Below are 23,598 nucleotides of genomic sequence, written 5' to 3'. Positions count from 1 at the left end.
GCGGCAGGAGCGTGACCATGGCAGGCATCGTGCGCATCGACGACGAAGTGATCACGACGGACGACTTCATCCGTACGCTGAAGCTGGGCGGGCAGTTCGAGGGACTCGTCGAGCAGATGGTGCGCGACCGGCTCACGGCGCGCGCCGCGCGCCAGGCGGGCCTCGTGCTCGCGCCCGAGCAGATCCAGGCGCGCGCCGACGAATTCCGCCGCGCGCTCGGCCTGCACCGCGCCGCCGACACCAATCACTACCTCGACGCGCTCGGCGTCTCCCTGGACGAATTCGAGACCTACATCACCGACAGCCTGTACCAGGACAAGATGCTGGAGCAAGTCTGCACCGAGGCCGCCGTCGCGCAATATTTCAAACTCAATTCGCCGCGCTTCGACAGCGTCGAGGTCAGCCACGTCGTGCTCGATTCCGAGGGCGCCGCGCGCGAGATGATGTCCGTGCTGCAGGAAGAGCCGGGCGCGTTCGCCGAGATGGCGCGCGAGCATTCGATCGACGAGGGCACGCGCCAGCAGGGCGGCCTCATCGGCAAGGTATTGCGCGGTTCGCTCAAGGGCGACATCGAGGCGCGCGTGTTCAATGCGCGTGCGGGCGAGCTGCTCGGGCCGTTTCCGTCGCCCGACGGCGCGTGCTACGAAATCTTTTGCGTCAACGCGAAGCACCCCGCCACGCTCGATGCCGACACGGCCGCCGAGGTGCGCCGCCTGCTGCGCGAAGAGTGGCTGATGGCGCGCGCACAGGAGCACGTGATCGAAGCGTGTCCGGTGCGCTGAGCGTGGCCGCGCATCATGGCCACGCCGTCCGCCGTGCAGTTGCCCGCCGACTTCCTGTCGTCGGTCGAGATCCTGTCCCCGCTCGGGCGCGACGAACTGGAACGGTTGGCGGAAGCGGTCCAGGTGCGCCATTACGCATTCGGCGACACGGTCTGCAAGGCCGGCGAGCCGGCCGAGGGACTGTATGTGGTGAAATCCGGTTCCGTGCGCGTGTTCTCAGACGAGCACGGCAAGGAGCTCAGCATCGGCGTACGTAAAACCGGAGAAACGTTCGGCGACATCGCCATGCTGCGCGACGCGCACCACGAATTGTCGGCGCGCGCCTCGCTCAAGACGGAGCTGTGGCTGATCCCGCGCGCGGCCATCGAGCCGGTGCTGGCGCGCAATCCGGAAGCGCTCGGCTTCGTCACGAGCTATGTCGCGATCGGCTCCGCCGGCGGCCTCGTGGCGCGCCTGTTCGACCTGCGCGGCAAGGTCGGCAAGGAAGAACTGGAAGACGTCGTGCGCAGCGTCGGCGTCAAGCGCGTCGCGGCCGGCAAGGACATCCTCACGCAGGGCGGGCGCGACGACCACCGCCTGTACGTGCTGCGCCAGGGGCAAATAAAACTGGTCTACCACGACGGGGCCGAGGCATTCACGCTTGCCACGCTGCAGCCGGGGGACACGTTCGGCGAAAAAGCATGCCTGATGCGGCAGGAACAGATGGCATCGGCCGTGGCCGCCACGCCAGTCACCCTGCTCGTCATCCCCGAAAAGACGGCGCACATGATCCTCGAGCGCAACGCCGGCCTGCGCGAGGTGCTGGAAGACCGCATCCGCGCCAATGAGCGCGAGCTGGAGCGCCAGAAGAAGCTGGCCGAACGCCGCAAGCGCCCGCTCAAGCTGGACCTGGAGTCGCAGCCCGAGTTCGGCGAGCGCGTGATCCGCCGCTTCGCCCTGGTCGAACAGGCCGAGGAGATGGATTGCGGCGCGGCCTGCCTGGCCATGCTGTGCCGCCACCACGGCCTGTCGGTCACGCTCGGCAAGCTGCGCGAACTGGCCAACGTCACCACGCAGGGCGCGACCCTGGACAGCCTCGCGCGCGCCGGCGAAACGCTCGGTTTCTCGGCGCGCGGCGTGCAATGCACGTTCGATGCATTGCAGGGTTTCGAACTGCCCTTCATCGTGCACTGGGAGGGCTATCATTACGTGATCGTGTACGGCATCTCGGCGCGCCAGGTCTGGGTCGCGGACCCGGCGGTGGGCTTCCGCAAGCTGTCCGTCGAGGAATTCGAACGCGGCTGGAGCGGCACCTGCCTCGTCTTCACGCCCGGCCAGGACATGGTGGCGTCCGCCGTCGAACGCTCGCCATGGCTGCGCTTCGTCGGCTATCTGCGGCCGTACCGGAAGATCCTGCTGCACCTGTTCCTGGCGACATTCGTGATCCAGATGCTCGGCATCGTGCCGCCCTTGATCATCCAGAACATCCTCGACGGCGTCATCGTGCACCAGAACGTCAGCCTGCTGCACGTATTGATTGCCGGGCTCGTCATCGCGAACGTGTTTTCGCAATTGATGGCGACCGTACGCGCCTACCTCGCCAACTACATGGTGCGCAACCTCGACTTTTCGATGATGGCGGGCTTTTTCAAGCACACGATGTCGCTGCCGTTCTCGTTCTTTGCCAAGCGCAAGACAGGCGATATCGTCGCGCGCTTCCAGGAAAACCAGACGATCCGCGCCTTCCTCACCGAGTCCACCGTCACGACGATGCTGAACCTGCTGATGGTGTTTATTTATTTCACTATCCTGTTCATCTACAACGTCAAGCTGACCTTGTTGCTGATCGCCTTCATCGTCCCGATCATGGCGCTGACCCTGCTGGCGACGCCGCACATCAAGCAGTACGCGCGCGACGTGTTCAACGCCTCCACCGACGCGCACGCCTTCCTGATGGAGGCGCTGGGCGGCGTGGAAACGATCAAGGGCATGGGCAGCGAGCGTCCCGTGCGCCTGAAATGGGAAAAGAAATACGTCAAGGCGCTCGACACGCAATACCGCGCCCAGCAGTTCAACATCCTCGTCGGTCTCGCGAGCCAGTTGCTCAACGCGGGTACGACGATCGCGATCCTGTGGGCCGGCGCCAGCCTCGTGCTCGACCACGAATTGACGATCGGTCAGCTGATCGCCTTCAATGCGCTGATGGGCAGCGTGCTGGCGCCGTTGATGGGGCTGGTCGCGCTGTGGAGCCGCCTGGCGGACGCGGGCGTCGCGATGGAACGCCTCGGCGACGTGCTCGACATCGAACCGGAACAAAAGCCGAGCGAGGCCGCCAGCCGCGTCGTGCTGCCCGACCTGCGCGGCGACGTCAAACTCGAGAACGTGTATTTCCGCTACGGCGGCAACGACACGGCCTACGTGCTGGAAAACATCAGCATCGACATCCGGCGCGGGGAACTGGTCGCGATCGTCGGCCGCAGCGGTTCGGGCAAGACGACGCTTGCGAAGCTGCTGGTCGGCTTTTATGCGCCCACGGACGGCAAGATCCTCGTCGACGGCTACGACATGAGCGCGATCGACAAGGATTATTATCGGGCCCAGGTCGGCTACGTCATGCAGAGCAATCTGCTGTTTTCCGGCACCATCTCCGAAAACATCGCCAGCGGCGACGAGAGCCCCGACCGGCGCCGCATCGAGCAGGTCGCCAGGATGGCGGACGCGCACGCATTCATCAGCAAGATGCCGCTCGGGTACGAGCAGGTGGTGGGCGAGCGCGGCGTCGGGCTGTCCGGCGGCCAGGTGCAGCGCCTGTGCATCGCCCGCGCGCTGTACCAGGACCCGCGGCTGCTCGTGTTCGACGAAGCGACCTCGGCACTCGACACCCAGTCCGAAAGCAATATCATCGCCAACATGCACGATATCCTCGCGGGGCGTACGGCCGTGATCATCGCGCATCGGCTCAGCACGATCATGCGGGCCGATAAAATCGTCGTGCTGTACGAAGGCGGCATCGTCGAGCAGGGCCGGCACGACGAGTTGCTGGCGGGACGCGGCATGTATTACGAGCTCGTGCAGAAGCAGCTGGCCGCGGCGTGAATGTCATGAAACTGTTTAACCAGGATCTGCCGCGCGGCTCGTCGATGTCGTATGCGGGCTTGCTGGAACGGCTCGAGATCCTGCGCTCGACCCTGCGCTGGGCGAACAGCCTGGACCGGCCCGACATCGAAAAACTGCTGCGCCAGGCCAACGCCGTGCGCGACGAGGTGATGCAGCTGTCGCACAAGGAGCGTTTCATCCAGGCGCTCGGCAGCGAGCCCGCGCCGCAGCCCGAGCAGACGCAGGGCGACCGGCGCCAGGCGCTGCTCGCACGCAGCTTCGTGTTCGAAGGGACGTTCGGCGACAACGCGCGCCTGCTGGACGCGCTCGAGATCGCGGAAAAGGCGGCGCCCACCGATTTGCCGGTCTTGATCGATGGCGAAAGCGGCACCGGCAAGGAATTGATGGCCAAGGTGATCCACGCGAACGGCACCCGCGCCGACAAGGCGTATATCTCCGTCAACTGCGGCGCGATTCCCGAAAGCTTGATCGAGTCGGAACTGTTCGGCCACAAGCGCGGCGCGTTCACCGGGGCGGCAACGGACCGCAAGGGCAAGTTCGAAAGCGCGCACAAGGGCACGATCTTCCTGGACGAGATCGGAGAATTGCCGCTGCAGGGACAAGTGAAACTGTTGCGCGTGCTGCAGTCGCACGAGATCCAGCGCGTCGGGTCGGACGAGACGATCGCCGTCGACGCCCGCATCGTCGCGGCCACGAACAAGAACCTGCGCAAGCTGATCGAACTGGGTCAGTTCCGCGAAGACCTGTTTTATCGGCTCAGCGTGATCCACGTGACCTTGCCGCCGCTGCGCGAGAGAAAGGACGAAATCCCGCTGTTGCTGGCGTATTACGGCGACGAGGCGGCCGAGGTCTTGAAGCGCAGGCCGGTCGCGATGACCTCCGGATTGCGCGCCTTCCTGCTCGACTATACCTACCCCGGCAACATCCGCGAATTGCGCAACCTGGTGTACCGCCTGGCCTGCCTGGCCGGCGACACGGCGGACATCGCGCACCTGCCGGAAGACATTCGCCCCACCGCGGCGCCGTTGCGGGCACAGGACGCATCCGACGGGCAACCCGCCGCATCGTCAACGCCGCCGGCCTCCCTGGCCGAGGTCAAGCGCGCCGCCAGCGACGAAGCCGAGCGCGCCTGCCTGGAGCGCGGCCTCAAGGACGTGGGCGGCACGGTGGCCGAGCTGGCGCGGCGTTGGGACATGAACCGCTCGCATTTGCAGATCCTGCTCAAGAAGCACGGCCTGCACTCGAAGGATTTCAGGCGCCACTGACGGTTCACAGGGATGGATTGAGGATGGTCTGGTCGGGCTCGACGTCATCCGCCCGCACGACGATGACGGAGATATTGTCGCGCCCGCCTCCGGCCAGCGCGAGCCGGATGAGCGCATCGGCAGCCCGGTCGCAGTCGCCGCCCGCCAGCGCGCCGAATATATCGTCGGGGCCGACTGCATTGCTCAGGCCGTCGCTGCAGAGCAGGAACACGTCGCCGTCGCTGACCTGCACCTGCACTTCGTCCAGTTCCAGCGTCGCGGCCGCGCCGAGTGCGCGCGTGATCATGGTGGCGCCCGGATACGCCGATGCGTCCGCGGGGGACATGTGGTTCCTGATCTGCAGTTCCTCGAACTGGTTGTGGTCGCGCGTGAGCTGGTGCAGGCTGCCGCCGCGGCACAGGTAGATGCGGCTGTCGCCGGCCCAGACGCAGACGCCGGTGCGGCCTGACGCCAGCAGCAGCACGAGCGTCGTGCCGATCACGGGAACGTTGCGCGCGGCGGCTTCGGCCACCAGCGCGCCGTTCACGCCGAGCAGGCATGCGCGGGCCGCGGCGACGGCCTGTTGCAGGGGCTGGTCCGCAGGCAGCGCGTCCAGTGCATCCACCGTCATCCGGCTCGCGATTTCGCCGTACGCGTGCCCGCCCATGCCGTCGGCGACGGCCCACAGGCGCCGCGCCGGCCGGTCCAGCACGGCATCCTCGTTATTGCTGCGCACCAGTCCGGTTTCGCTGCGCGCCGCCGAGGTCCAGCGAAGTTGAAGCGCCTCGCCCATCAAACGTGTCCGTTGTTGGTGCTCCGTTCGTCGACGCCGACGGTCACGACCGAATTCGGCGCCGTATTGCTCACGCTGACCGTCTGGAACTGGTTGATCATCTGGTCCGCGTAATTATTGATCTGGTAAAAATTGATGACAGGCGCGCCGCGTGCTTGCTCGGGCAGGTAAGGCTGGATCCAGCCGAAGCACCACGCCGCGCCGTCGCCGCCGCGCACGCGCGCCATCGCGCACGCATCGAGCGTGCGCTCGCAGCGGAGGTCGTCGATCCTGATGTGCGCCATGTACATCTCCTCGGTAAACAGACATCTCGACTGTCGATTTGGTTCCCTTGGTGGAGGCCGGGATGCGGCCTCCACCGTCGGGCTGGTTACCACGCGTGCCCGGCCACCGCGATATTGTTCTGGCCGAACTGGCTCGTGTTGTTGTTCGCGGTCACGCCTTCGACGAAGGCCGATCCGTTCGCGGTCGCGTTGACGACGTTCTGGAACTGGGCCAGGTTCTGCGTCGCATCCAGTGACGAACTGAACTTTGGCGATGCCGACGGCGGCGACCAGGACGTCTGGGTCATGCCGTGCCCGCCGCGTACGGCAGCCATGGCGTGGTGGTCGAGTTCGGACGTCACGGTCAGGTCTTTGATGATCAGGGTTTTCATGATGATGCTCCTTTCAACGATGTTTTTACAGCGGGACGACGGCGTTGTTGGTGGCCCATTGCAACGGGTTCAGGGTCACGTCGGGGGCGGTGAAGCCGGGCCCGATCGAGCCGTTGTTGTTCAGGACGTTGACCCTGATGTCCTGCACCTGGGCGATGCGCTGGTCGAGGTTCAGGTTCACGTTCACGTTCGGCCCGAAGGCCTGGCCGCCCCGGATCGCGGACATGGCATGGGTGTCCAGTTCGCGTGTACGGGCGAGGTCTTGGATGATGATCGACGACATGGTGTTCTCCTTCGTTCAGTGTTTTCGGATCGGATGTCGAATCAGCTGACCAGCAGATTGTTCTGGCCGAACTGGGACGTGTTGTTGTTGGCGGTGACGCCGCTCACGAACGCCGAACCGTCGGCCGTCTCGTTGAGTACGTTCTGGACCTGGGCCAGGTTCTGCGTCGCATTGACGGACGTCGTGTAGGACGGCATCGGGAACAGCGAGTACGACGGGCTGCCCATCTTGTAGCCGCCGCGTACGTGTGCCATTTGCTTGTGATCCAGTTCGCAGCTCACGGCCAGATCGTTGATCGTCAGGGTTTTCATGGTGTTCTCCTCGGTGTGCTTGAAGGCTTACAGGACGGCGATGTTGTTTTGCCCGAATTGATCGGTGTTGTTGGTGGCGCTGACGCCGGAGATGAAGGCCGAACCGTTCGCGGTCAGGTTCTTCACGTCCTGGAATTGCATCAGGTTCTGATCCGCCTTGATCGACGAGTCGTACGACGGGCTGTACGACGGCAGCCAGGGCATGCTCGTGCCGTGTCCGCCGCGGACATGGGCCATGTCGGCGTGGTTCAGTTCGCGGGTCTCGGCCAGGTCGGTGATGATCAGGGTGTTCATGTTGCTTCTCCTTGAGTAGGTCATTGGGTTGAAAGAGCGTTTGAAGTGCGCTCACCAGGGTATGAGCAGAATGCGTGCCAACCCAGAAAACCCCGTAAAACCGGGCTTTATTGCCGGCTTGTCACGCGTTTCCCGCTGTCGGCGGGAGAAAGTGGCGGGCGCGGACCAACACCGGTTCGACACTGTTGGATCGGCGCGAACGGCGGACCCGGCGGTGCAAAAAAAACCGCCCGGCTTGCGGGCCGGGCGGCATGAGAATCCGTCTAAATGGTTTATATGGTTTATCGGGGTGGCTTGTCCGGCGCGTCGGCCGGTACGACGCCGGTGCGGAAGTCGACGATCCGTTGCGGCCGCGCCGGCCCCGTGCCGGCCGGGCGCAGCGCGCCGGCGTGGGAACGGGCACGCGAGCCGCCCGAGATCGCCTGCATCGCCTTGCGGTCCAGGTCCGTGTTTTCGGACAGATCCTTGATGGTGATGGTCGCCATATTGTCCTCCTGAGAAATGGGTAAAAAATGGGTAAAAGCCCGGCCATCGCGAGATGGCCGGGCCGGCGTCGTCGAGTGCGCTGCTTGGCGTGCTGCTTAGTGCGCGACCAGGACGTTGTTCTGGCCGAACTGGCTCGTGTTGTTGTTCGCGGTGACGCCGTCGATGAAGGCCGAGCCGTTGGCGGTCGCGTTCGTCACGTTCTGCAGTTGCTGCAGGTTCTGGCTGACGTCGATGGTCGAGGTGTAGCTCGGGCTGTAGTACGGCATCGGATACAGCGGATGCGATTGCTGCATCGTGCCGTGACCGCCACGCACGCGCGCCATCGCGCCGCGGTCCAGGTCGCAGGTCAGGGCCAGGTCTTTGATCGTCAGGGTTTTCATGGTGTTTCTCCTTAATGGATTGGGTTGGTTGGCGAGCCGTTTTCGTCGTGCTCACCCTAGTCTTTGCGAGAACCGTGCCAGCACCCGCGCGCCCTGTTTGTGGCATCGGAACGGGTTTTGATGGCGTATCCGGTGGGTTCGGACCAACACCTGCCGCAACGCCGTTTGGCCGGGAACAACACACTGTCGGTTCGGTGAATTTGCGTACCACGCAAGTGTCTGAGGAAGAGGCGCCGCGCGCGCTCGACCACGACGACGACATGGACAACCTGGCCGACACCCTTCACCAGTTCCAGAGCGGAAGCCTCGGACAAGCCGAGATGCTGGCGCGCGTCGATCGCCTGCTGGCCGATACGCCCGAGAGCGTCTCGAGCCTGCTCAAGACGCTCAACGAGGTCCACCGCCACGCGCCGCTGCCGGCCGAGGTCTACGGCGAAGTCGAGCGCCGCATCGCGCAGGCGATCGAGGCGCGCCAGCGGCAGCGCGTGGGCGACGAGGAAACCTATGTCCAGACCAAGCCCGTGCAGCCGCCGACGCAGCCCGCCGGCATCGCGGGCGGCCAGCCCGGCGCGCCGGCCGAGCGCATGAAGGGCGTCGGCGACACGCTCAACGGCCGCTTCGTGCTCGAGGAGTGTGTCGGCTTCGGCGGCATGGGCACCGTCTACAAGGCGCTCGACCTGCGCAAGCTGGAGGCATCCGACCGCCATCCCTATATCGCCATCAAGGTGCTGAACGTGCAGTTCCAGGGCCACCCCAAGTCGCTGATCGCCCTGCAGCGGGAAGCGCGCAAGGCACAGGCGCTGGCCCATCCGAACATCGTGGCCGTGTACGACTTCGACCGCGACGGGGCGATGGTCTACATCACGATGGAATACCTGTCGGGTAAATCGCTCAGCCAGTTGCTGCGCGCGCCCGATTTCCGCGCCCTGCCGTTCGACGACGCCCTCGACATCGTGTGCGGCATGGGCAAGGCGCTCGCCTACGCGCACGAGCGCGGCTTCGTCCACTGCGACTTCAAGCCGGCCAACGTGATCCTGACGGATGCCGGCGGCGTCAAGGTCATCGACTTCGGCATCGCGCGCGTGTTCCAGAAAGCGGAAGAGGATGCGGACGTGACCGTGTTCGATCCCGGCAGCCTGGGCGCGCTGACGCCGGCCTATGCGAGCCCGGAGATGCTGGAAAACCGCGAGCCCGATCCGCGCGACGACATCTACGCGCTCGGCTGCATCACGTACGAATTGCTGACGGGCCGCCATCCGTTCAATCGCCTGTCCGCGATCCAGGCGCGCGATGCGGGGCTGCGTCCGCAGCGTCCGCCCGGCCTCGGGCACCGGCAGTGGCGCGCGCTGCGCAATGCGCTCGCGTTGCGGCGCGAGGCGCGCACGCCCACCGTCAACGGTTTCCTGAATGAGATCGGGGCGCGCGACATGCGGCGCCGGCGTCCGGTGCTGATCGGCGCGGGTGCCGCACTGGCGGCCGCCGCCGCGGCGCTGGTCGTGTTCGTCGCGCTGCGCCTGCTGCTGCCGCGCCACGGCAACGAGCAGGCGCCGCTGGCCCCCGCCGTCGTCGCGGGTACGTCCGCCGGCGCCGGCCGGACGCGGGCCCCACCGCCCGCCCGCGCGCCTGTCCCCGCGCCTGCGCCCGCGCCGACCCTGGCGGCCGTGTCCGCCGTCCTGGCGGGCGTGCCGTGCTCGGCCCTCGTGCCCGCCATCGACGGTCGCGCCGTGCGCGTGCAGGGCTATCTCGCGCGCAGCGTGGGGGCGGCGCGTCTCAAAAAAATGCTGGCGGCGCTGCCGGGCGTGAGCGGCGTCGACCTGGCGCTGCACGAGATCGGCGACGACGAATGCCCGCTGATGCGCGTCCTCGGCCGCTATTGGGTCGCTCACCGCATGGCCGGCGGCGCCGCGGCGATCCGCCTGAATCCGGGCAGCGGCAAAGGGGGCGACCTGGCCGCGGGCGACACGCTGATGGTCGACGTGACCACGCCGGACTACCAGTCCTATGTGACGGTCGATTATTTCGTCCTCGACGGCCACGTCGTCCACCTGCTGCCCAACGCGGCCGCGCGCGAAAACCTGGCGCCGCCGCGCTACACGGCGACGATCGGCAGCCTCGGCAACTGGGTGATCGGCCCGCCGTTCGGCACGGAGATGCTCGTGCTGGTGGCGACGGCGGTGCCCCTGTTCGACGGCGTCCGTCCGGATACGGAATCGGGGGCGGCCTACCTGCGCGCGCTGGACGACCGGCTGGGCCGGATCGTCAAGGCGCACGGGGCCGGCGCGGTCGCCGTGGATTTCTTGCCGATCACGACGCACGCCGGGCGCTAGCGGGCGGGTGCGGCTCAATCGAGCGAGCGCGCGACCCGGAACCCGTTCTGCGACTGGCGCACGCTGGCGTCGTATTTGAAGCGCGTGGTGGACAGCATATAGCTGCCGTTCTCGCGCCAGGACCCGCCGCGGATGACGCGCGCCTGGCACACCCCGCCGACCCAGGCGCTGCCGTCCTCCGGCGCGCCCTTGTACGTACTGTGCCAGCAGTCCTGGACCCATTCCCACACGCTGCCGTTCATGTCGTTCAGGCCGAACGGGTTGGCGGCGAAGCTGCCGGCCGGCGGCGGCCGCTCGGCATTCCACGGGTCTCCACAACCGTCGCAGCTGGAATTGCCCCCTTTCATTTCGTTGCCCCACCAGTAGCGGGTCGCGGTGCCGCCGCGCGCCGCGTATTCCCACTCGGCCTCGGTCGGGAGCCGGTACGGCTTGCCGCTCACCGTGCTCAGCCATTTGAGGTAGAGCTGCGCCTCGTCCCAGCTGACGTCGCGCATCGGCAGGTTGTCCGGCACGTTGCCCAGCGACGGCATGGCCGGGCACACGCTGCCCTTGACGCACTGGCGCCACTGGCCCACCGTCACCTCGTACTTGCCGATCGCGAACGGCGCGTGCAGCGCCACCTTGTGCGCCGGGCGCTCGGACGGATCGCTGTTGTTGCTGCCCATCGTAAACGGCCGCGGCGACAGCGCGACCATCACCGGGCAGGCGTCGCAATCCTTCATCGTGGCCACGGAGCCGGCCGGGCCGGGTACGGGCGTGGCCGCGGGTGGCGCGCGCGTCTTGTCCGGCGGTTTTGCCGGCGCTTTGTCGGGGCGGGGTTTCGGGGCGGCCCTGGCCTGCTCCTGCGTGCCGGCCGGCTTGCCTTCCGCAGGTGGCGCCGGCGCCTGGGCCTGCGGCGGCGCCGCTTTCAGCTGCTGCAGGCGCACCCGCGCCAGGCCGGCGAAGCGGCCCTTGGGATAGGCCTGCAGGTAAGCCTCGTAGTCGCTGGCCTGCTTGCTGTCCTTGATGGAGTTCCAGAACGCCAGCTCGAACTGTTCGGCGCTGTTCTTCGGCAGCACGCCGGCCGGCGCGACGGTCGTCCCGATCGACGCCGTCGTCACCAGTAGGATGCACAGGATCAAGAGCCTCATCCACACGGGCCATCTCCGCAAATGTCAGGACACCTCTTAGACCACAGGCCGCGGCGATCGTGCCCGGCACACGTTTGTGCCGCCGCAGATTCCGTACTCCCCGCTTGACGGATGCTCCCGGAACAGCGGCCCTCACGTCGGGCGGGAGAAGACGATGCGCAAAACAATTGTGTTGATGCTGACCGCGGTGGTCCTGCAAGCCATGCCGGTGCTCGCGCGCACGCCGTCGCCCGAGAACGCGCAGGTGTATTTCATCTGGCCCAGCGACGGCATGGTCGTCCACCACGCCTTCTGGGTCCGCATGGGCCTGCGCAATATGGGCGTTGCGCCCAAGGGCACCGATATCGCCGGGACGGGCCACCACCACTTGCTGATCGACACCGACCTGCCCAGGAACATGGACGAGCCCGTGCCGAACGACCGCAATCACCTGCATTTCGGCGCCGGCGAAACGGAGGCGCGCATCGAGCTGCCGCCCGGTCCCCATACGCTGCAACTGCTGTTGGCCGACAAGGACCACGTGCCGCACGACCCGCCCGTCTATTCGAAGAAGATCACGGTCACGGTCAAGTGAGCCGGCACCGCGAACAGGAGTCTCCGATGCGCACCCTACTTGCCGCCGCCGTCCTCGCCGCCGCCTGCTGCGCCGGCGCCCCGGGCCGTGCCGCCGAGCCGACGCCCGCCCCGCCCCATGCCTACGTGTACATCGGCTGGCCCAACGATGGCCAGGTAGTATCGGCGGGCAAGCCGATCCGCGTCTGGTTCGGCCTGCGCAACATGGGGGTCGCGCCGAAAGGCGTCAAGTTCCCGAACACCGGGCACCACCACCTGCTGATCGACGCGGACGCGCCCGGACCGGGCGTCGAGATCCCGAACGACCGCAACCACCTGCACTTCGGCGCCGGCGAGACGGAGACGACGATCGAACTCCCGCCCGGCAAGCACACCTTGCAGCTCGTCATGGGCGACGACCGGCACATCACGTTCGATCCTTCGGTCCAGTCCAAAAAAATCACCATTACCGTGAAATGAGCGGTCAAATGCGCACGGCCGCGAACTGTAGTGCGGCGTCATTGTCATACGAGTTCTACGAACTGCACGATGTGGTCGTTGGCGAGGATGGCATGGCGATGGAACCGGCACCTAACGTATCCGCGGCACCCGAGCTGGCCCCGGCGGGCGGCGGGGCGAGCGCCTATCTCGAGCTGCTCGGCAGCCGCGAGGTCAGGGCGCAGCTGTTCCCGCTGCACGACGAGGTCGTGATCGGCCGCGACCGCCAGGATGCGCTCGCGTCCGACCAGTTCGTGTGCATTCCGCTGCACACGATCAGCCGCCGCCACGCGCGCATACGGCGCCGCGGCGAGGCGTGGCTGGTCGAGGACCTGCACTCGTCGAACGGCACCTTCGTGAACGGCGAGCGCCTGCAGCCCGGTTCGTGGCGCGCGCTGGATGACGGCGCCGAATTGGCGCTCGCGTCCACCCAGCTCGTGTTCCGCTCGCTCGTCGCCCCGAGCGCCGCCAGCATGCCGACGGTGATCCGCAAGTCCGTCGACGCCACGCAGTACGTGCCCATGCCGTCCGCGCCGGTGCCCGCGTCGGACCCGCGCGACGCGCCCCGTGGCGAGCTGGAAAAATCGGTCCTCAAGCTGCACGCGATGGCCCAGGTCAGCATCGCGCTGGGCGCCGTCACCGACCGCGCGACGCTGACCGAAAAGATCATGAATTTTATTTTTGACCTGTTCCCGCTGGCCGAGCGCGCCTTCATCCTGCTGCGCCAGAACGAACGCGATCCGCCCGTGCCGGTGGCGGCGCGGCGCAGGAACGGCATGGTCGAGGACCCGAGGCAGGCGCGGCTGTCGCATACGATCGTCGACGAAGTGCTGGGCAACAAGCGCGCCATCCTGTCCGTCGACACGCTGGCCGACCGCCACTTCGCGGCGCAGGATTCGATCGTCGCCCAGGCCATCCGCAGCGTCATGTGCGCGCCGCTGATCGTCGGCGATGAAGTGCTGGGGCTGATCCAGGTCGACAGCTCGTCCGACCCGCGCGCCTTCCAGGACGCCGACCTCGAACTGCTCACGGGCGTGTGCGCGGAAACGGCCGTCGCGCTCAAGAATTTCCAGTTGTACTCCGACATCGAACGCCTGCTCGACGGCTTCGTGCGCGCCTCCGTGCAGGCGATCGAGGAACGCGATCCGGTCACGGCCGGCCACTCGTTCCGCGTGGCGGGCTACGCCGAACGCCTCGCGACGGCGCTCGACCGCGCCGACGACCCCCAGCTGCGCCGCATCGCTTTTACGCGCGAGCAGTTGCGCGAGATCCGCTACGCCGCGCTGCTGCACGACTTCGGCAAGGTCGGCGTGCGCGAGCACGTGCTGCGCAAGGAAAAAAAGCTGCACCACGCCGACATGCGCCTGCTGGAACAGCGCTTTTTGTACGCGCGTGCCTGCCTGGAGCGCCAGGCCTACTTATCGCTGGCGCAGCGCCACATCGACGAAGGCTGGAGCGCGGCGACGTTCCGCGCCGAAAAGGCGCAGGCGGACGCGCGCCTGGCCGAGGAAGCGGTCCGGCTCGACGGCTTCCTGGCCACGATCCGCTGCGCCAACGAGCCTGCGATCTCGCGCAGCAGCACGCTGCCCGACCTGCGCGACATCGTCCATTACGGCTGCCACGACCCGGACGGCCAGCCGCTGGTCCTGCTCGAGGACCACGAGGCCGCGGCGCTGAGCATCCCCAAAGGCTGCCTGACGGCGGACGAACGGCGCCAGATCGAGGAGCACGTGGTGGATTCGTATTCCTTCCTCGTCCTGATCCCGTGGACGCGCGACCTGGCCGGCGTGCCCGCGATCGCCCACGGCCACCACGAAAAGCTGGACGGATCGGGCTACCCGTCGGGCCTGCGCGGGCCGCAGATCAGCATCCAGACGCGCATCCTGACGATCTGCGACATCTACGACGCGCTCACGGCCGGCGACCGGCCGTACAAGAAGGCCATGCCGGTGGAACAGGCGCTGGACCTGATGCACGAGGAGTGCGATGCCGGGCATATCGATGCGCGGCTGTTCCAGGTGTTCGTCGACGCCCACGCGTGGATGGTGCAAGCGGCGGGGACATGATGCTCGCGCGCCTTCTTTGCATCGTGGCCGCCCTGCTGCTCGCCGCCTGTGCCGACGTCAGTATGCGCCCGTACGCGCAGCCGTCGGTGCCGGCCAAGACGGCGTGGTCGAACTCCGCGACGCTGCCGTTGTCCAAGACCGAGCTGATCGTCCCGGACTGGTGGCACGAATTCCACGACCCCTACCTCGACCAGCTCGTGGGCCGTGCGCTCGCCGGCAACTTCGACCTGGCCGTGCTCGCCGCGCGCATCGGCGTGGCCAATGCGCAGATCGGAGAAGCGCGCGCCGGCGCGTTGCCGACCCTCGACGCGGGCGCGGGCGCGAGCTTCGAAAAGGTCACGGGGCAGCCGTTCACCAAGCAGTTCAACCTCGCCACCCAGACCAACTGGGACATCGACATCTGGGGCAAGGTCGAGAAGGGCGTGCAGGCGCAAAAGGCCGAGTTCGCCGCCACGGAGGCCGACTGGCGGGCCGGTTACCTGAAACTCGTGTCGGACGTGTCGACGACCTATTTCCAGATCCTGCAATTCGACGAGCAGATCGAGCAGCAGCAGCAGACGCTGGCCAGGAACCGCGACATTCTGGCCACGTATCAGGCGATGGAGCAGAACGGCCTCATCCCGCACACGCGCGTGCTGCAGCAGTCGGCCGAGGTCAACCGTCTGTCCACGGAGCTGATCGAATTGCAGCGCCTGCGCGCGCTGGCGGGTAATGCGCTGGCCACATTGATCGGCGTGCCGGCCGGCGATTTCCGGGTGCCGGCCGGCCGCCTGCAGGAACGGGTGCGGGTGCCGGAGGTGCCGGGCGGCCTGCCGTCGCAGCTGCTCAAGCGCCGGCCCGACGTCGTCGCGGCCGAGTACCGCGTGCTGGAAGCGTACGACCTGACGGGCCAGGCCAAGCTGGCGCAACTGCCGTCGATCAGCCTGACGGGGCGCGGCGGCACGTCAAGCTTCGCGCTGTCCTCGCTGTTGAAATCGTTTACGTTCGGGCTGCTGCCCAGCATTAATTTCCCCATCTTCGATCCAGGTGTGAAGGCGCACGTCAAAACGAGCGAGGCGCAAACGAAGGTGGCCGAGCAGGCTTATCGGCAGACCGTCATGGCCGCGTTCGAGGACGTCGAAAACGCGCTGGTGAACCTCGAGGCGCACAAGAAGCAGCGCGCTGAGCTGCAGCAGCAGGTCGACCAGTTGCGCCTGGTGGCCACCACCACGGACGAGCAGCGCAAGGAAGGCGTGGCGTCGCAGCTGGAAGTGTTCGAGACCGAGCGTTCCCTGCTCGGCGCGCAGCTGGCGCTGCTGGCCAACCAGCAGCAGATCCTGTCCGATACCGTGACCTTGTACAAGGCGCTGGGCGGCGGCTGGCCGCCCGTGGAGGTGGCCGATGCGGCGCGCCACTGAAAGACGGCCCGATGGCACCTGACGACGCCTTGGTGAGCAAGATGCACGCGCCACCTGCCCAGCGCGTCGGGATCGTGCTCGAACCGCTGAGCCATCCGGAGCTCGGCCCGGTCGCCATCGACGACGGCCTGTTCGCCATCGGCCGCACCGAGCAGCCGTTTGCCGGCTATCCGCCCGACATCGTGGCCGATCTGTCGCGCCGGCACGCGCGCATCTTCGTCGAGGGCGGCGACGCTTATCTGGCGGACCTGGGCAGCAAGAACGGCACCACCGTCAACGGCGTACCGGTGCGGCAAACCATCGTGCGGCTGCATGACGGCGACGAGGTCGGCCTGGCGCGCGTGCTGGCCTTTCGCGTGCGGCTGCAGGCGGCCGCGCGCGCCGAAGCGCCCGTTGCGCGGCTCGCCAGCCTCACACTCGAACCGGAGCGGCCGGAACTCGGGCTGGAACCCATCGTCGTCACCCGTTTTCCCTTCCTGATCAGCAAGGTCGACGACGCATTCTCCCGCTACAAGGAAAAGGAACCGCACCAGGTCGGCTATCTGTCGCGCCGCCATGCCCATTTGTTCCTCAAGGCTGGTGTGCCGTACGTGGAAGACCTGGGCAGCACCAACGGCACCTTCATCGGCGCGGTCCGGCTCGACGAGCATGCGCACGCCCTCGAGGACGGCGACGTGCTCGCGTTCGGCGGCCACCACTTCGTCTATCGCGTGCGCCTGCAATGGGAGCACGCCGGGCCCGAGCCGACCGTCACCCGGGTCATGTTCCCGACGTCGCCCTCTGCCGCCGTCGTCGCGGATGAGACGGATCATACGACGTTCGTCGCCTCCGCCAATTCCTTCCTCGACATCTTTTGCGCCGACCAGGCCGCGGTCCAGGAGGACGAGGTGAATCCGGCCGGGATGGCGCCCGCCGCCGGCGCGGAACCACCCGGGGGCGCGCGCGGCAAGGCCGCATTGATGGCGGCCGGCCTCCTGGAAGCGCTGGGCGCGGCCGGCGACGCCGACCGGGCACGCCTGCGCCGCTGGCTGGCCGGGCTCGGCGCGCTGGCGGTGGCGGTCGTGCTGTTGTTTCGCATGGCGGGCGCGCCGGAGCGTGCGTTGCAGGGATTGGTCGACGGCGGCGATTTCGCCACCGCCGCCCGGCTGGCCGACGATCGCCTCGCGCGCGATCCGGACAATGCCGACGTCAAGTCGCTCGGCACGGAAGCGTTATTGAAAGCCGAACTGCCGCGGTGGATGGCGGACCTGAAGGCGCAACGGTTCGACCGCGCGGCGCAGGCCGTGGCGCGCATGCGGCACCTGAGCCGCAACAATGCCGACGCGAGTCCCCTGGTGGCGGAAATCGCCTGGGTCGGCGACGTCGAGCAGTTTGCGCGCGCGCGCGGCGGCGCGGACGCGCCGGTCCGCAATCCGGCCGACGGCGCACGCGTGCGCCGCATCCTGCGCCAATGGCAGGACGATCAGCAGGCGCACCAGCGCGCGTTCGCGACCATCTCGGCGTACGTGCCGGCGTTTCGCGACACCTATGCGCAGGCGGCGAGCGACCTGCGCAAGCTGGCGCTGGCGGGAGGCGGCGATGGCAACGAATGATCATCCGCTGCGGCCCCTGATCGGCGCGCTGGAAGACCACAGCGACGAAGGCATCGGCATCCTGACGGCCGCGCCGGCGCGCTATATGCACCTGGCGATCTACGTGATGGTGGCGCTGGTGCTCGTCGGCCTGGCGTGGTCGTTCTTCGGCCGCGCCGACGTGCTGGTGATGGCGCCGGGCACCCTGGTGCCGGCATCCGAAGTGCGGCGCCTGTACGCGCCGATCGACGGCGAACTGGCCAACATCTACATCGCCGAGGGCCAGCCGGTGCTCAAGGGCGACGTGGTGGCGCGGCTGTATGCGCGCGGCGCCATCGAGGCCGCGCGCAATGCGCTCGAGGCGCGCCTGAAACTGGAAGACGCGGAACGCGAATGGAAGGAATTCCCGCAAAAGAAAGCCCTGCTGGACCAGCGGGTGGCCGCGCTCAAGGAAGCGATGGACACGGAGGAACGCCAGCACGGGCGCCGCCTGGCCGAAGGCACGAGCCGGCTCGCCGAAGGGCAGCGCGCGCAGTCGCAGGAAGCGCGGACTAACCTGGAAGACGCGCGCCGCGCACGGGATGCGGCGCGCAACGAGGCCGCCAAGTACGAGCGCCTGTTCGCGCTGCCCGGCGGCGGCGGCGTCTCGCAGCTGCAGGTGGAAGGCAAGAAGAACGCGCTGCAGGCGGCCGAGAACGCGGTACGCGTGGCCGAATCGCGCGTGAGCGAACTCGCCGCGCGCCAGGGCCAGGAAACGACGGAGGCCCGGTCGCAGCTCGAAACGAGCGGCCAGCAGCTGGCCAGCCTGCGCCTGCAATACGAAGCCGCCACGCGCGAAGCCACCAACGTCGAGGAAAAGTTGCGATTGCAGGTGCAGACGGCGCGGCTCGTGGCGGACGCGGCGTCGCGCATCCAGTTCGAGAACATCGACAAGGACAACTTCCTGCGCATCCTCGCGCCCGTGGACGGGGTGATCACGGAGGTGACGTCGACCCAGCCCGGCGACAAGATCCAGGCCAACACGCCGCTGGGCGGCATCGTGCCGAAGAACACGCGGCCCATCCTCAAGATCGAGATCGCCGAGCAGGACCGCGCCTTCCTGCGCGAGGGCCTGCCCGTGCAGGTCAAGTTCAACGCCTTTCCCTACCAGCGCTACGGCATCATCGAGGGCACGCTGCAGACCATCGCACCGGCGACCCGGGCCTCGCCGCAGACGAGATTGCCCGTGTACGAAGGCCGCATCGCCCTCGACCGCGACCACTACACGGTGGGCGACACGTCCTACCCGCTGCGCTATGGCATGACGGCCAGCGCCGAAATCGTCGTGCGCAAGCGCCGCCTGATCGATCTCGCTTTCGACCCGTTCCGCCAGATCAGCGGGTGACGGCGTTGCGTGCTGTTACCGCTGTTACTGCGGCAACCCGTTGTACCCGTCGGACGCGGCCTTGAGCTGGAGGAAGACGACGTCCGCCGGCAACGTTTCCCCTGCCCTGAGCTTGGTACGCGGGTCGTCCATGACGGGCGTCAGCAGGAGCTTGCCTTCCACGCGGTCGGCGACGAAATACGCTTTCATCGCGGGCACGTGCACGACGAAATCGGCGGCGCCGTGACGATAGCGGCTGACGAGCCGCGCCACGGCCGCGTTGCCCAGCTCGGACGCGCGCCAGCCCTCGCGCGATCCGATGACGAAGATGGACGTGGCCACGCGGTCGCCGACCTTGACCGGGTACAGGTTGCGCCGTATATCGACGAGCAACGTTTCCGGATTGGTCTGCTCGGTAAAGGCGCGCAGAGCGTCGAGCCGGACCTGGTAGACCTGCAGCGGTTCGCCGAGTGTTGCCTTGCGCACCTCGTCGAGCGAGTCGAAGCCCAGCGACGCATAGTTGCCGGCGTTGACGACCTGCCTGAGCGTGGCCAGGCCGTGCTGCGCGGCGGTCGTCCCGCTGTTGCTGGGACGGGGTTGGCTCGTCTGGCATCCGCCCAGGGCGCAGGCCATCGCAACGATCAACGCGAAAGGAAATTTGCGCATGTCAGTCACCTTTGTACGTGATGTTGTAATAGTCGTTCCAGTGGGTGTGGTCGCCGGCACGGCTGACGTAATTGGCATACGTCATGAGGGTTTCGGTGCCGCCGACCAGCGTATTGAGGTCCGTATAAGGTTCGGGATCGTTGACGTCCACCCACTGGACGCCATCGACGGTGAAATAGCCTTTTACGACCATCATGTGGCCGCCGCCGCCGAGCCAATGCCAGCTGAATGCGATCGGTCTTTTACTGCAATAAATCTGCGATTTGATCTGGCTGAACGTGAGGGCGGTATCGGAGGTTTGATCGGCCGAAAAACTGTATTTCTCGTATTCCGGCCAGCCGCCGTTATTGCAGCTCCCGGAATTATTGACGCAGCACGTCGTGAGACCGAAACGGTTATTCGCTTCCACGCATTGGGCGACGTCATGGCCCAGGAAGCGCATGGTCATTTCGCCACTGGCTGCCCAACACCAATTCGACGCCTGCTGCGGCAATTTCGGGACGTCGATCGTCGCCACCAGCGGTGGATTACAACAGGCGGACAAAGTTCCCAATATAAAAAGTCCGCAAAGCATATGTGCGCTTTTCATTACAGCGACCCTCCAGCGAGTTCAATCATTTATGTCGGGAATTATTCAGCGCAGTGGCGGCCTGAATAAAACCCTCCCGTTAAAGGTATATGCAGAACGATGGCGAACCCAACCTTATTCCCGTGATCTATTGAGGCTGCTCATTTAGCTCAATCCAATTCCAATTCGTAATAAAGGGCAATATTTATCCTTCGAGAAAACTGGTCCGGGCGCACATGCGGTATCATCGCGCCCATGCGTCGCCTGATCCTCATCGTGCTGCTGCTGGTCTATCCATTCCAGGTCGCCCTGGCCGTGGCGGACAAGTGCTGCGCGATGACCCCCGCCGGCGTCAGCCATCACAGCGTGGTGACCGGCGCCGACACCGTGTTCGTGGCCGACGACGACGGCGCCTCGCTGACCGACCCGCATTGCGCGGCCTGCACATTCGGACATACGGCCTGCCTGCCCGCACAGTTCGTCGTCATACCGGCCGACCGCCGCCACGCGTCGGACATCGCGTTTTTCCCGCCTTTTCTCACCGCTCCGCCCGCAAGCCGTCCCGAACGGCCGAAATGGTCCGCCGCCGCCTGACCGCGCGCGGCTTTGATTCAGAGGCTTGACGCCTCACAACCACCGCGCGCCTGAATCGACCATCTTCAGGAGCACGCATGAACACATCCAAATATTTGGCGGTGCTCGTCGTCGCATCCGCACTGGCATGGCGCTGCGGCGCCGAGCCCGTGCGGGTTGCCGCGCCGGACACCGCATCCATCGCCTTGTCCACAGCGATCCGTCTCGCTCTGGACCAGCCCGCCGCACGCGCGGCCTTTTATGAAGCCGAGGCCAGCGCAGCACTGGTCGGCCAGGCCGACCGCTTCCCGAATCCCGAACTGTCGTATCTGCGCGAAGGCCGGCAGGCGGGCACGCGCACGACCACCGTGCAGATCGACCAGCCGATCGAGCTCGGCAATAAACGCCGGGCCCGCGTCGCCCTCGCGCAAGAAGCAGCCGGCCAGGCGCGCATCGAGTCGCTCGCGCGGCGCCAGGCCATACGTGCCGATGTCATCGCCGCCTATCACGATGTCCTGGGCGCCGGACACCGGCTGGCGCTCGCGCAGGCATTGACCGACGTTGCGCGCAAGACCGTCGACGTGGCGGGCAAGCGCGTGGCGGCCGGAAAAATCTCGCCGATCGACGAGACGCGGGCCCGCCTTGCCGCCGTCGACGCCACGACCGCGTTCACCCAGGCGACGGCGGCGCAGGCGATCGCCCGGACCAGGCTGGGCGCGCTGATCGGCCGGCCATCGTCGACCATCGTGCTCGCGGACGACGACGACCGCCTGCCGGACGTCGAACCCCTCGCCGCGTTGCTGGCCCGGGCCGGCGATGCGGTCGCCGTCCGGCGCGCGCGTGGCCAGGTCTCGGCCCGGCAGGCCCAGGCGGACGTCGAGCGGGCGGCGCGCATGCCCGACGTCACCTTGTCCGTCGGCACGAAACGGGATGACCAGATCGGCCGGCGCCAGGCCGTCGTCGGCCTGTCCATGCCGCTGCCCCTGTTCAACCGCAACGAGGATGCCTTGCGCGCGGCCTTGCGCCGTACCGACCAGGCCGGCGAGGAACTGGCTGCCGCCCAGGTCGAGACGGCCGCGGCATTGACGGCCGCCCACACCCGCTACGAGGCGGCCCGGAACGAAGTCCTGCTGCTGCGCCGCGACGTCGTGCCGAATGCGCAGGCCGCGTACGAGCAGACGCTGAAGGGTTTTGAATACGGAAAATTTTCCTTCCTGGATGTGCTCGACGCGCAGCGCACCTGGTTCCAGGCGCAGTCGCGCCAGTGGGACAGCCTCGACGATGCCTGGCGCGCCTACGCCGACATCGAACGCCTCGCCGGCCCCATCGAACAACATTGAAGAGAACACCATGACGCAGAAACAGAAACTGGCGATCGCGCTGCTGTGCGCGCTCGCCCTCCTCCTTGCCGCCCTGATGCTTTTCACGCGCAACGGCACGGCCCCCGCCAGACTACAGGACGCGCACGGCCACGACGATCGCGGCGCGGACGCAGGCACCGCGCCCGCCGAAGCCGACGCCGATGCCGGCGAACGCGGCATCGCGATGACGGATGCGCACATCAAGGCCAACGGCATCGCCCTCGACACGGCCGGCCCGGCCACGTTGCGGCAGCGGCTGCACCTGCCCGCGCAAGTCAAGATCGATGCCGAACGGACCGTCGCGCTGGCGTCTCCCGCGCCGGGCATCGTGCACGCCGTGCTCGTGTCGGCCGGCAGCGTCGTCCGCCAGGGCCAGGCGCTCGTGACGATCCGCAGTCCATCCGTGGCGCAATGGCGCGCCGACGCCGCGAGCGCGCGCCAGCGCCTCGCGCTCGCGCGCACGACGTATCGGCGCGAAAAAATGCTGTGGGACGAGCGCATCTCCGCCCGCCAGGACGTCGAGGCCGCCGCGACGGCCGTGAAGGAAGCCGAGATCGCCGTGCAGGCCGCGGCGCAGCATCTACTCGCCCTCGGCATCGAGGGTGATGCCGTATCGGGCAGCGTGACGGTGCGCGCGCCGATCGCCGGCGTCGTCGTCGAGAAACCGGCCGTGGCGGGCCAGGCCGTCGACGCGATGACATCCCTGCTGACGATCGCCGATCTCGCGCACGTGTGGATCGAGGCCGCGGTGCCCGCCGACAGCCTGGGCCAGGTGGGCACGGGCATGGCGGCGAAGGTCAGCGTGGGCACGCAGCCGGACGAGATCGACGGCGTTGTCTCCTTCGTCGGCCCCGTCCTGGGCGAGACGACGCGCATGGCGACCGCGCGCATCGTGTTGGCCAACCGCGACGCGCGGCTGCGGCCGGGCATGCTGGCGAGCGTCGACCTGATGGGGCCGCAGGCACAGGTTCCGGTGACGGTGGCCAGCGACGCCATCCAGACGATCCACGAGCACAGCGTCGTGTTCGTCCGCACGGCGGCCGGATTCCAGGCGCGCGACGTCGTGCCCGGACGGTCCGACGGCAAGCGGACGGAGATCGTGCGGGGGCTGGCGCCCGGCGCCACCTATGCGTCCGGCGGCAGCTTCCTGCTCAAGGCCGACCTCGGCAAGAACGAAGCCGGACACGACGACTGACGAGGCG

Annotated in this window: 24 protein-coding genes; 13 read left to right on the top strand and 11 right to left on the bottom strand. The window is 67.2% G+C overall.

The annotated features are described in order from the left end of the window. Positions 1-17 precede the first annotated feature (17 nt). Genes ACEN9Q_RS25520 through ACEN9Q_RS25510 form a run of 3 tightly spaced genes read left to right on the top strand, consistent with a single transcriptional unit; the run spans position 18 to position 5,143 of the window. Complete coding sequence (locus tag ACEN9Q_RS25520) at positions 18-782, top strand: peptidylprolyl isomerase (RefSeq protein WP_056437318.1); 765 nt, start codon at positions 18-20, stop codon at positions 780-782. 15 nt (positions 783-797) lie between these two features. Then, complete coding sequence (locus tag ACEN9Q_RS25515) at positions 798-3,857, top strand: peptidase domain-containing ABC transporter (protein WP_495626474.1); 3,060 nt, start codon at positions 798-800, stop codon at positions 3,855-3,857. A 5-nt stretch (positions 3,858-3,862) separates the two neighbouring features. Further along, entirely contained in the window at positions 3,863-5,143 is a 1,281-nt protein-coding gene (locus ACEN9Q_RS25510; RefSeq protein ID WP_056437311.1) for a sigma-54 interaction domain-containing protein, read from the top strand. A gap of 4 nt (positions 5,144-5,147) precedes the next feature. Here ACEN9Q_RS25510 and ACEN9Q_RS25505 read toward each other — a convergent pair whose 3' ends face one another. The 8 genes from ACEN9Q_RS25505 to ACEN9Q_RS25470 all read right to left on the bottom strand — a co-directional run bounded on the left by ACEN9Q_RS25505 (position 5,148) and on the right by ACEN9Q_RS25470 (position 8,324). After that, positions 5,148-5,915: a PP2C family protein-serine/threonine phosphatase gene (locus tag ACEN9Q_RS25505; protein ID WP_495626473.1), complete on the bottom strand. Its 768-nt coding sequence runs from the start codon at positions 5,913-5,915 to the stop codon at positions 5,148-5,150. Continuing rightward, positions 5,915-6,199, bottom strand: coding sequence for a hypothetical protein (locus ACEN9Q_RS25500; protein WP_056437304.1), 285 nt, complete (start codon positions 6,197-6,199; stop codon positions 5,915-5,917). The genes ACEN9Q_RS25505 and ACEN9Q_RS25500 overlap by 1 nt, the downstream gene beginning before the upstream one ends. Positions 6,200-6,285: 86 nt before the next feature. Then, the gene (locus ACEN9Q_RS25495; protein WP_495626472.1) at positions 6,286-6,570 is read right to left on the bottom strand and encodes a hypothetical protein; all 285 of its coding nucleotides are present in this window, start codon (positions 6,568-6,570) and stop codon (positions 6,286-6,288) included. Between the two features lie 25 nt (positions 6,571-6,595). Then, positions 6,596-6,853, bottom strand: coding sequence for a hypothetical protein (locus ACEN9Q_RS25490; protein ID WP_495626471.1), 258 nt, complete (start codon positions 6,851-6,853; stop codon positions 6,596-6,598). Positions 6,854-6,894: 41 nt separating this feature from the next. Continuing rightward, entirely contained in the window at positions 6,895-7,164 is a 270-nt protein-coding gene (locus ACEN9Q_RS25485; protein WP_056437295.1) for a hypothetical protein, read from the bottom strand. Between the two features lie 27 nt (positions 7,165-7,191). Beyond that, positions 7,192-7,458, bottom strand: coding sequence for a hypothetical protein (locus tag ACEN9Q_RS25480; protein ID WP_056437292.1), 267 nt, complete (start codon positions 7,456-7,458; stop codon positions 7,192-7,194). 281 nt (positions 7,459-7,739) lie between these two features. Continuing rightward, a complete protein-coding gene (locus tag ACEN9Q_RS25475; protein ID WP_495626470.1) occupies positions 7,740-7,943 on the bottom strand; it encodes a hypothetical protein in 204 nt (67 codons plus the stop codon). A gap of 96 nt (positions 7,944-8,039) precedes the next feature. After that, positions 8,040-8,324 (bottom strand): hypothetical protein, encoded by a 285-nt coding sequence (locus ACEN9Q_RS25470; RefSeq protein ID WP_495626469.1) that lies wholly within the window; start codon positions 8,322-8,324, stop codon positions 8,040-8,042. 260 nt (positions 8,325-8,584) lie between these two features. On the opposite strand from ACEN9Q_RS25470, the gene ACEN9Q_RS25465 reads away from it, so the two are divergent. Further along, on the top strand, positions 8,585-10,651 hold the full coding sequence (locus tag ACEN9Q_RS25465) for a serine/threonine protein kinase (RefSeq protein WP_495628996.1): 2,067 nt from the start codon (positions 8,585-8,587) through the stop codon (positions 10,649-10,651). Between the two features lie 14 nt (positions 10,652-10,665). On the opposite strand, the gene ACEN9Q_RS25460 is transcribed toward ACEN9Q_RS25465, so the two are convergent. After that, positions 10,666-11,781 (bottom strand): formylglycine-generating enzyme family protein, encoded by a 1,116-nt coding sequence (locus ACEN9Q_RS25460; RefSeq protein WP_495626468.1) that lies wholly within the window; start codon positions 11,779-11,781, stop codon positions 10,666-10,668. A gap of 154 nt (positions 11,782-11,935) precedes the next feature. Between ACEN9Q_RS25460 and ACEN9Q_RS25455 the strand changes: the two genes are divergently transcribed. The 6 genes from ACEN9Q_RS25455 to ACEN9Q_RS25430 all read left to right on the top strand — a co-directional run bounded on the left by ACEN9Q_RS25455 (position 11,936) and on the right by ACEN9Q_RS25430 (position 19,249). Next, positions 11,936-12,355, top strand: a complete 420-nt coding sequence (locus ACEN9Q_RS25455) for a DUF4399 domain-containing protein (RefSeq protein ID WP_495626467.1) — start codon at positions 11,936-11,938, stop codon at positions 12,353-12,355. A 26-nt stretch (positions 12,356-12,381) separates the two neighbouring features. Next, positions 12,382-12,813, top strand: a complete 432-nt coding sequence (locus ACEN9Q_RS25450) for a DUF4399 domain-containing protein (RefSeq protein WP_495626466.1) — start codon at positions 12,382-12,384, stop codon at positions 12,811-12,813. Positions 12,814-12,911: 98 nt separating this feature from the next. After that, a complete protein-coding gene (locus ACEN9Q_RS25445; protein WP_495626465.1) occupies positions 12,912-14,897 on the top strand; it encodes an HD domain-containing phosphohydrolase in 1,986 nt (661 codons plus the stop codon). Beyond that, a complete protein-coding gene (locus ACEN9Q_RS25440; protein ID WP_495626464.1) occupies positions 14,894-16,294 on the top strand; it encodes an efflux transporter outer membrane subunit in 1,401 nt (466 codons plus the stop codon). The genes ACEN9Q_RS25445 and ACEN9Q_RS25440 overlap by 4 nt, the downstream gene beginning before the upstream one ends. An 11-nt stretch (positions 16,295-16,305) precedes the next feature. Further along, positions 16,306-17,886, top strand: a complete 1,581-nt coding sequence (locus tag ACEN9Q_RS25435) for an FHA domain-containing protein (protein ID WP_495626463.1) — start codon at positions 16,306-16,308, stop codon at positions 17,884-17,886. Next, positions 17,873-19,249, top strand: a complete 1,377-nt coding sequence (locus tag ACEN9Q_RS25430; protein WP_056437266.1) for a beta-barrel domain-containing protein — start codon at positions 17,873-17,875, stop codon at positions 19,247-19,249. Before ACEN9Q_RS25435 ends, ACEN9Q_RS25430 begins: the two co-directional genes overlap by 14 nt. Before the next feature lie 24 nt (positions 19,250-19,273). Here the strand turns inward: ACEN9Q_RS25430 and ACEN9Q_RS25425 are convergent, their stop codons facing one another. Further along, positions 19,274-19,894, bottom strand: coding sequence for a hypothetical protein (locus ACEN9Q_RS25425; RefSeq protein ID WP_495626462.1), 621 nt, complete (start codon positions 19,892-19,894; stop codon positions 19,274-19,276). 1 nt (position 19,895) lies between these two features. After that, positions 19,896-20,483 carry a C39 family peptidase gene (locus ACEN9Q_RS25420; protein ID WP_082547747.1) on the bottom strand — a complete coding sequence of 196 codons (588 nt, stop codon included), beginning with the start codon at positions 20,481-20,483 and terminating at the stop codon, positions 19,896-19,898. 234 nt (positions 20,484-20,717) lie between these two features. On the opposite strand from ACEN9Q_RS25420, the gene ACEN9Q_RS25415 reads away from it, so the two are divergent. From ACEN9Q_RS25415 to ACEN9Q_RS25405, 3 genes are all read left to right on the top strand, one after another. Then, the gene (locus ACEN9Q_RS25415; protein WP_495626461.1) at positions 20,718-21,056 is read left to right on the top strand and encodes a hypothetical protein; all 339 of its coding nucleotides are present in this window, start codon (positions 20,718-20,720) and stop codon (positions 21,054-21,056) included. A gap of 77 nt (positions 21,057-21,133) precedes the next feature. Next, entirely contained in the window at positions 21,134-22,375 is a 1,242-nt protein-coding gene (locus tag ACEN9Q_RS25410) for a TolC family protein (RefSeq protein WP_495626460.1), read from the top strand. A 10-nt stretch (positions 22,376-22,385) separates the two neighbouring features. Further along, on the top strand, positions 22,386-23,591 hold the full coding sequence (locus tag ACEN9Q_RS25405) for an efflux RND transporter periplasmic adaptor subunit (protein ID WP_495626459.1): 1,206 nt from the start codon (positions 22,386-22,388) through the stop codon (positions 23,589-23,591). Positions 23,592-23,598 lie beyond the last annotated feature (7 nt).

This window comes from Massilia sp. Masssp93 (assembly GCF_059491295.1).
The sequence above is the reverse complement of the archived record's forward strand: the minus strand, read 5'-3'. Positions and strand labels throughout refer to the sequence as shown.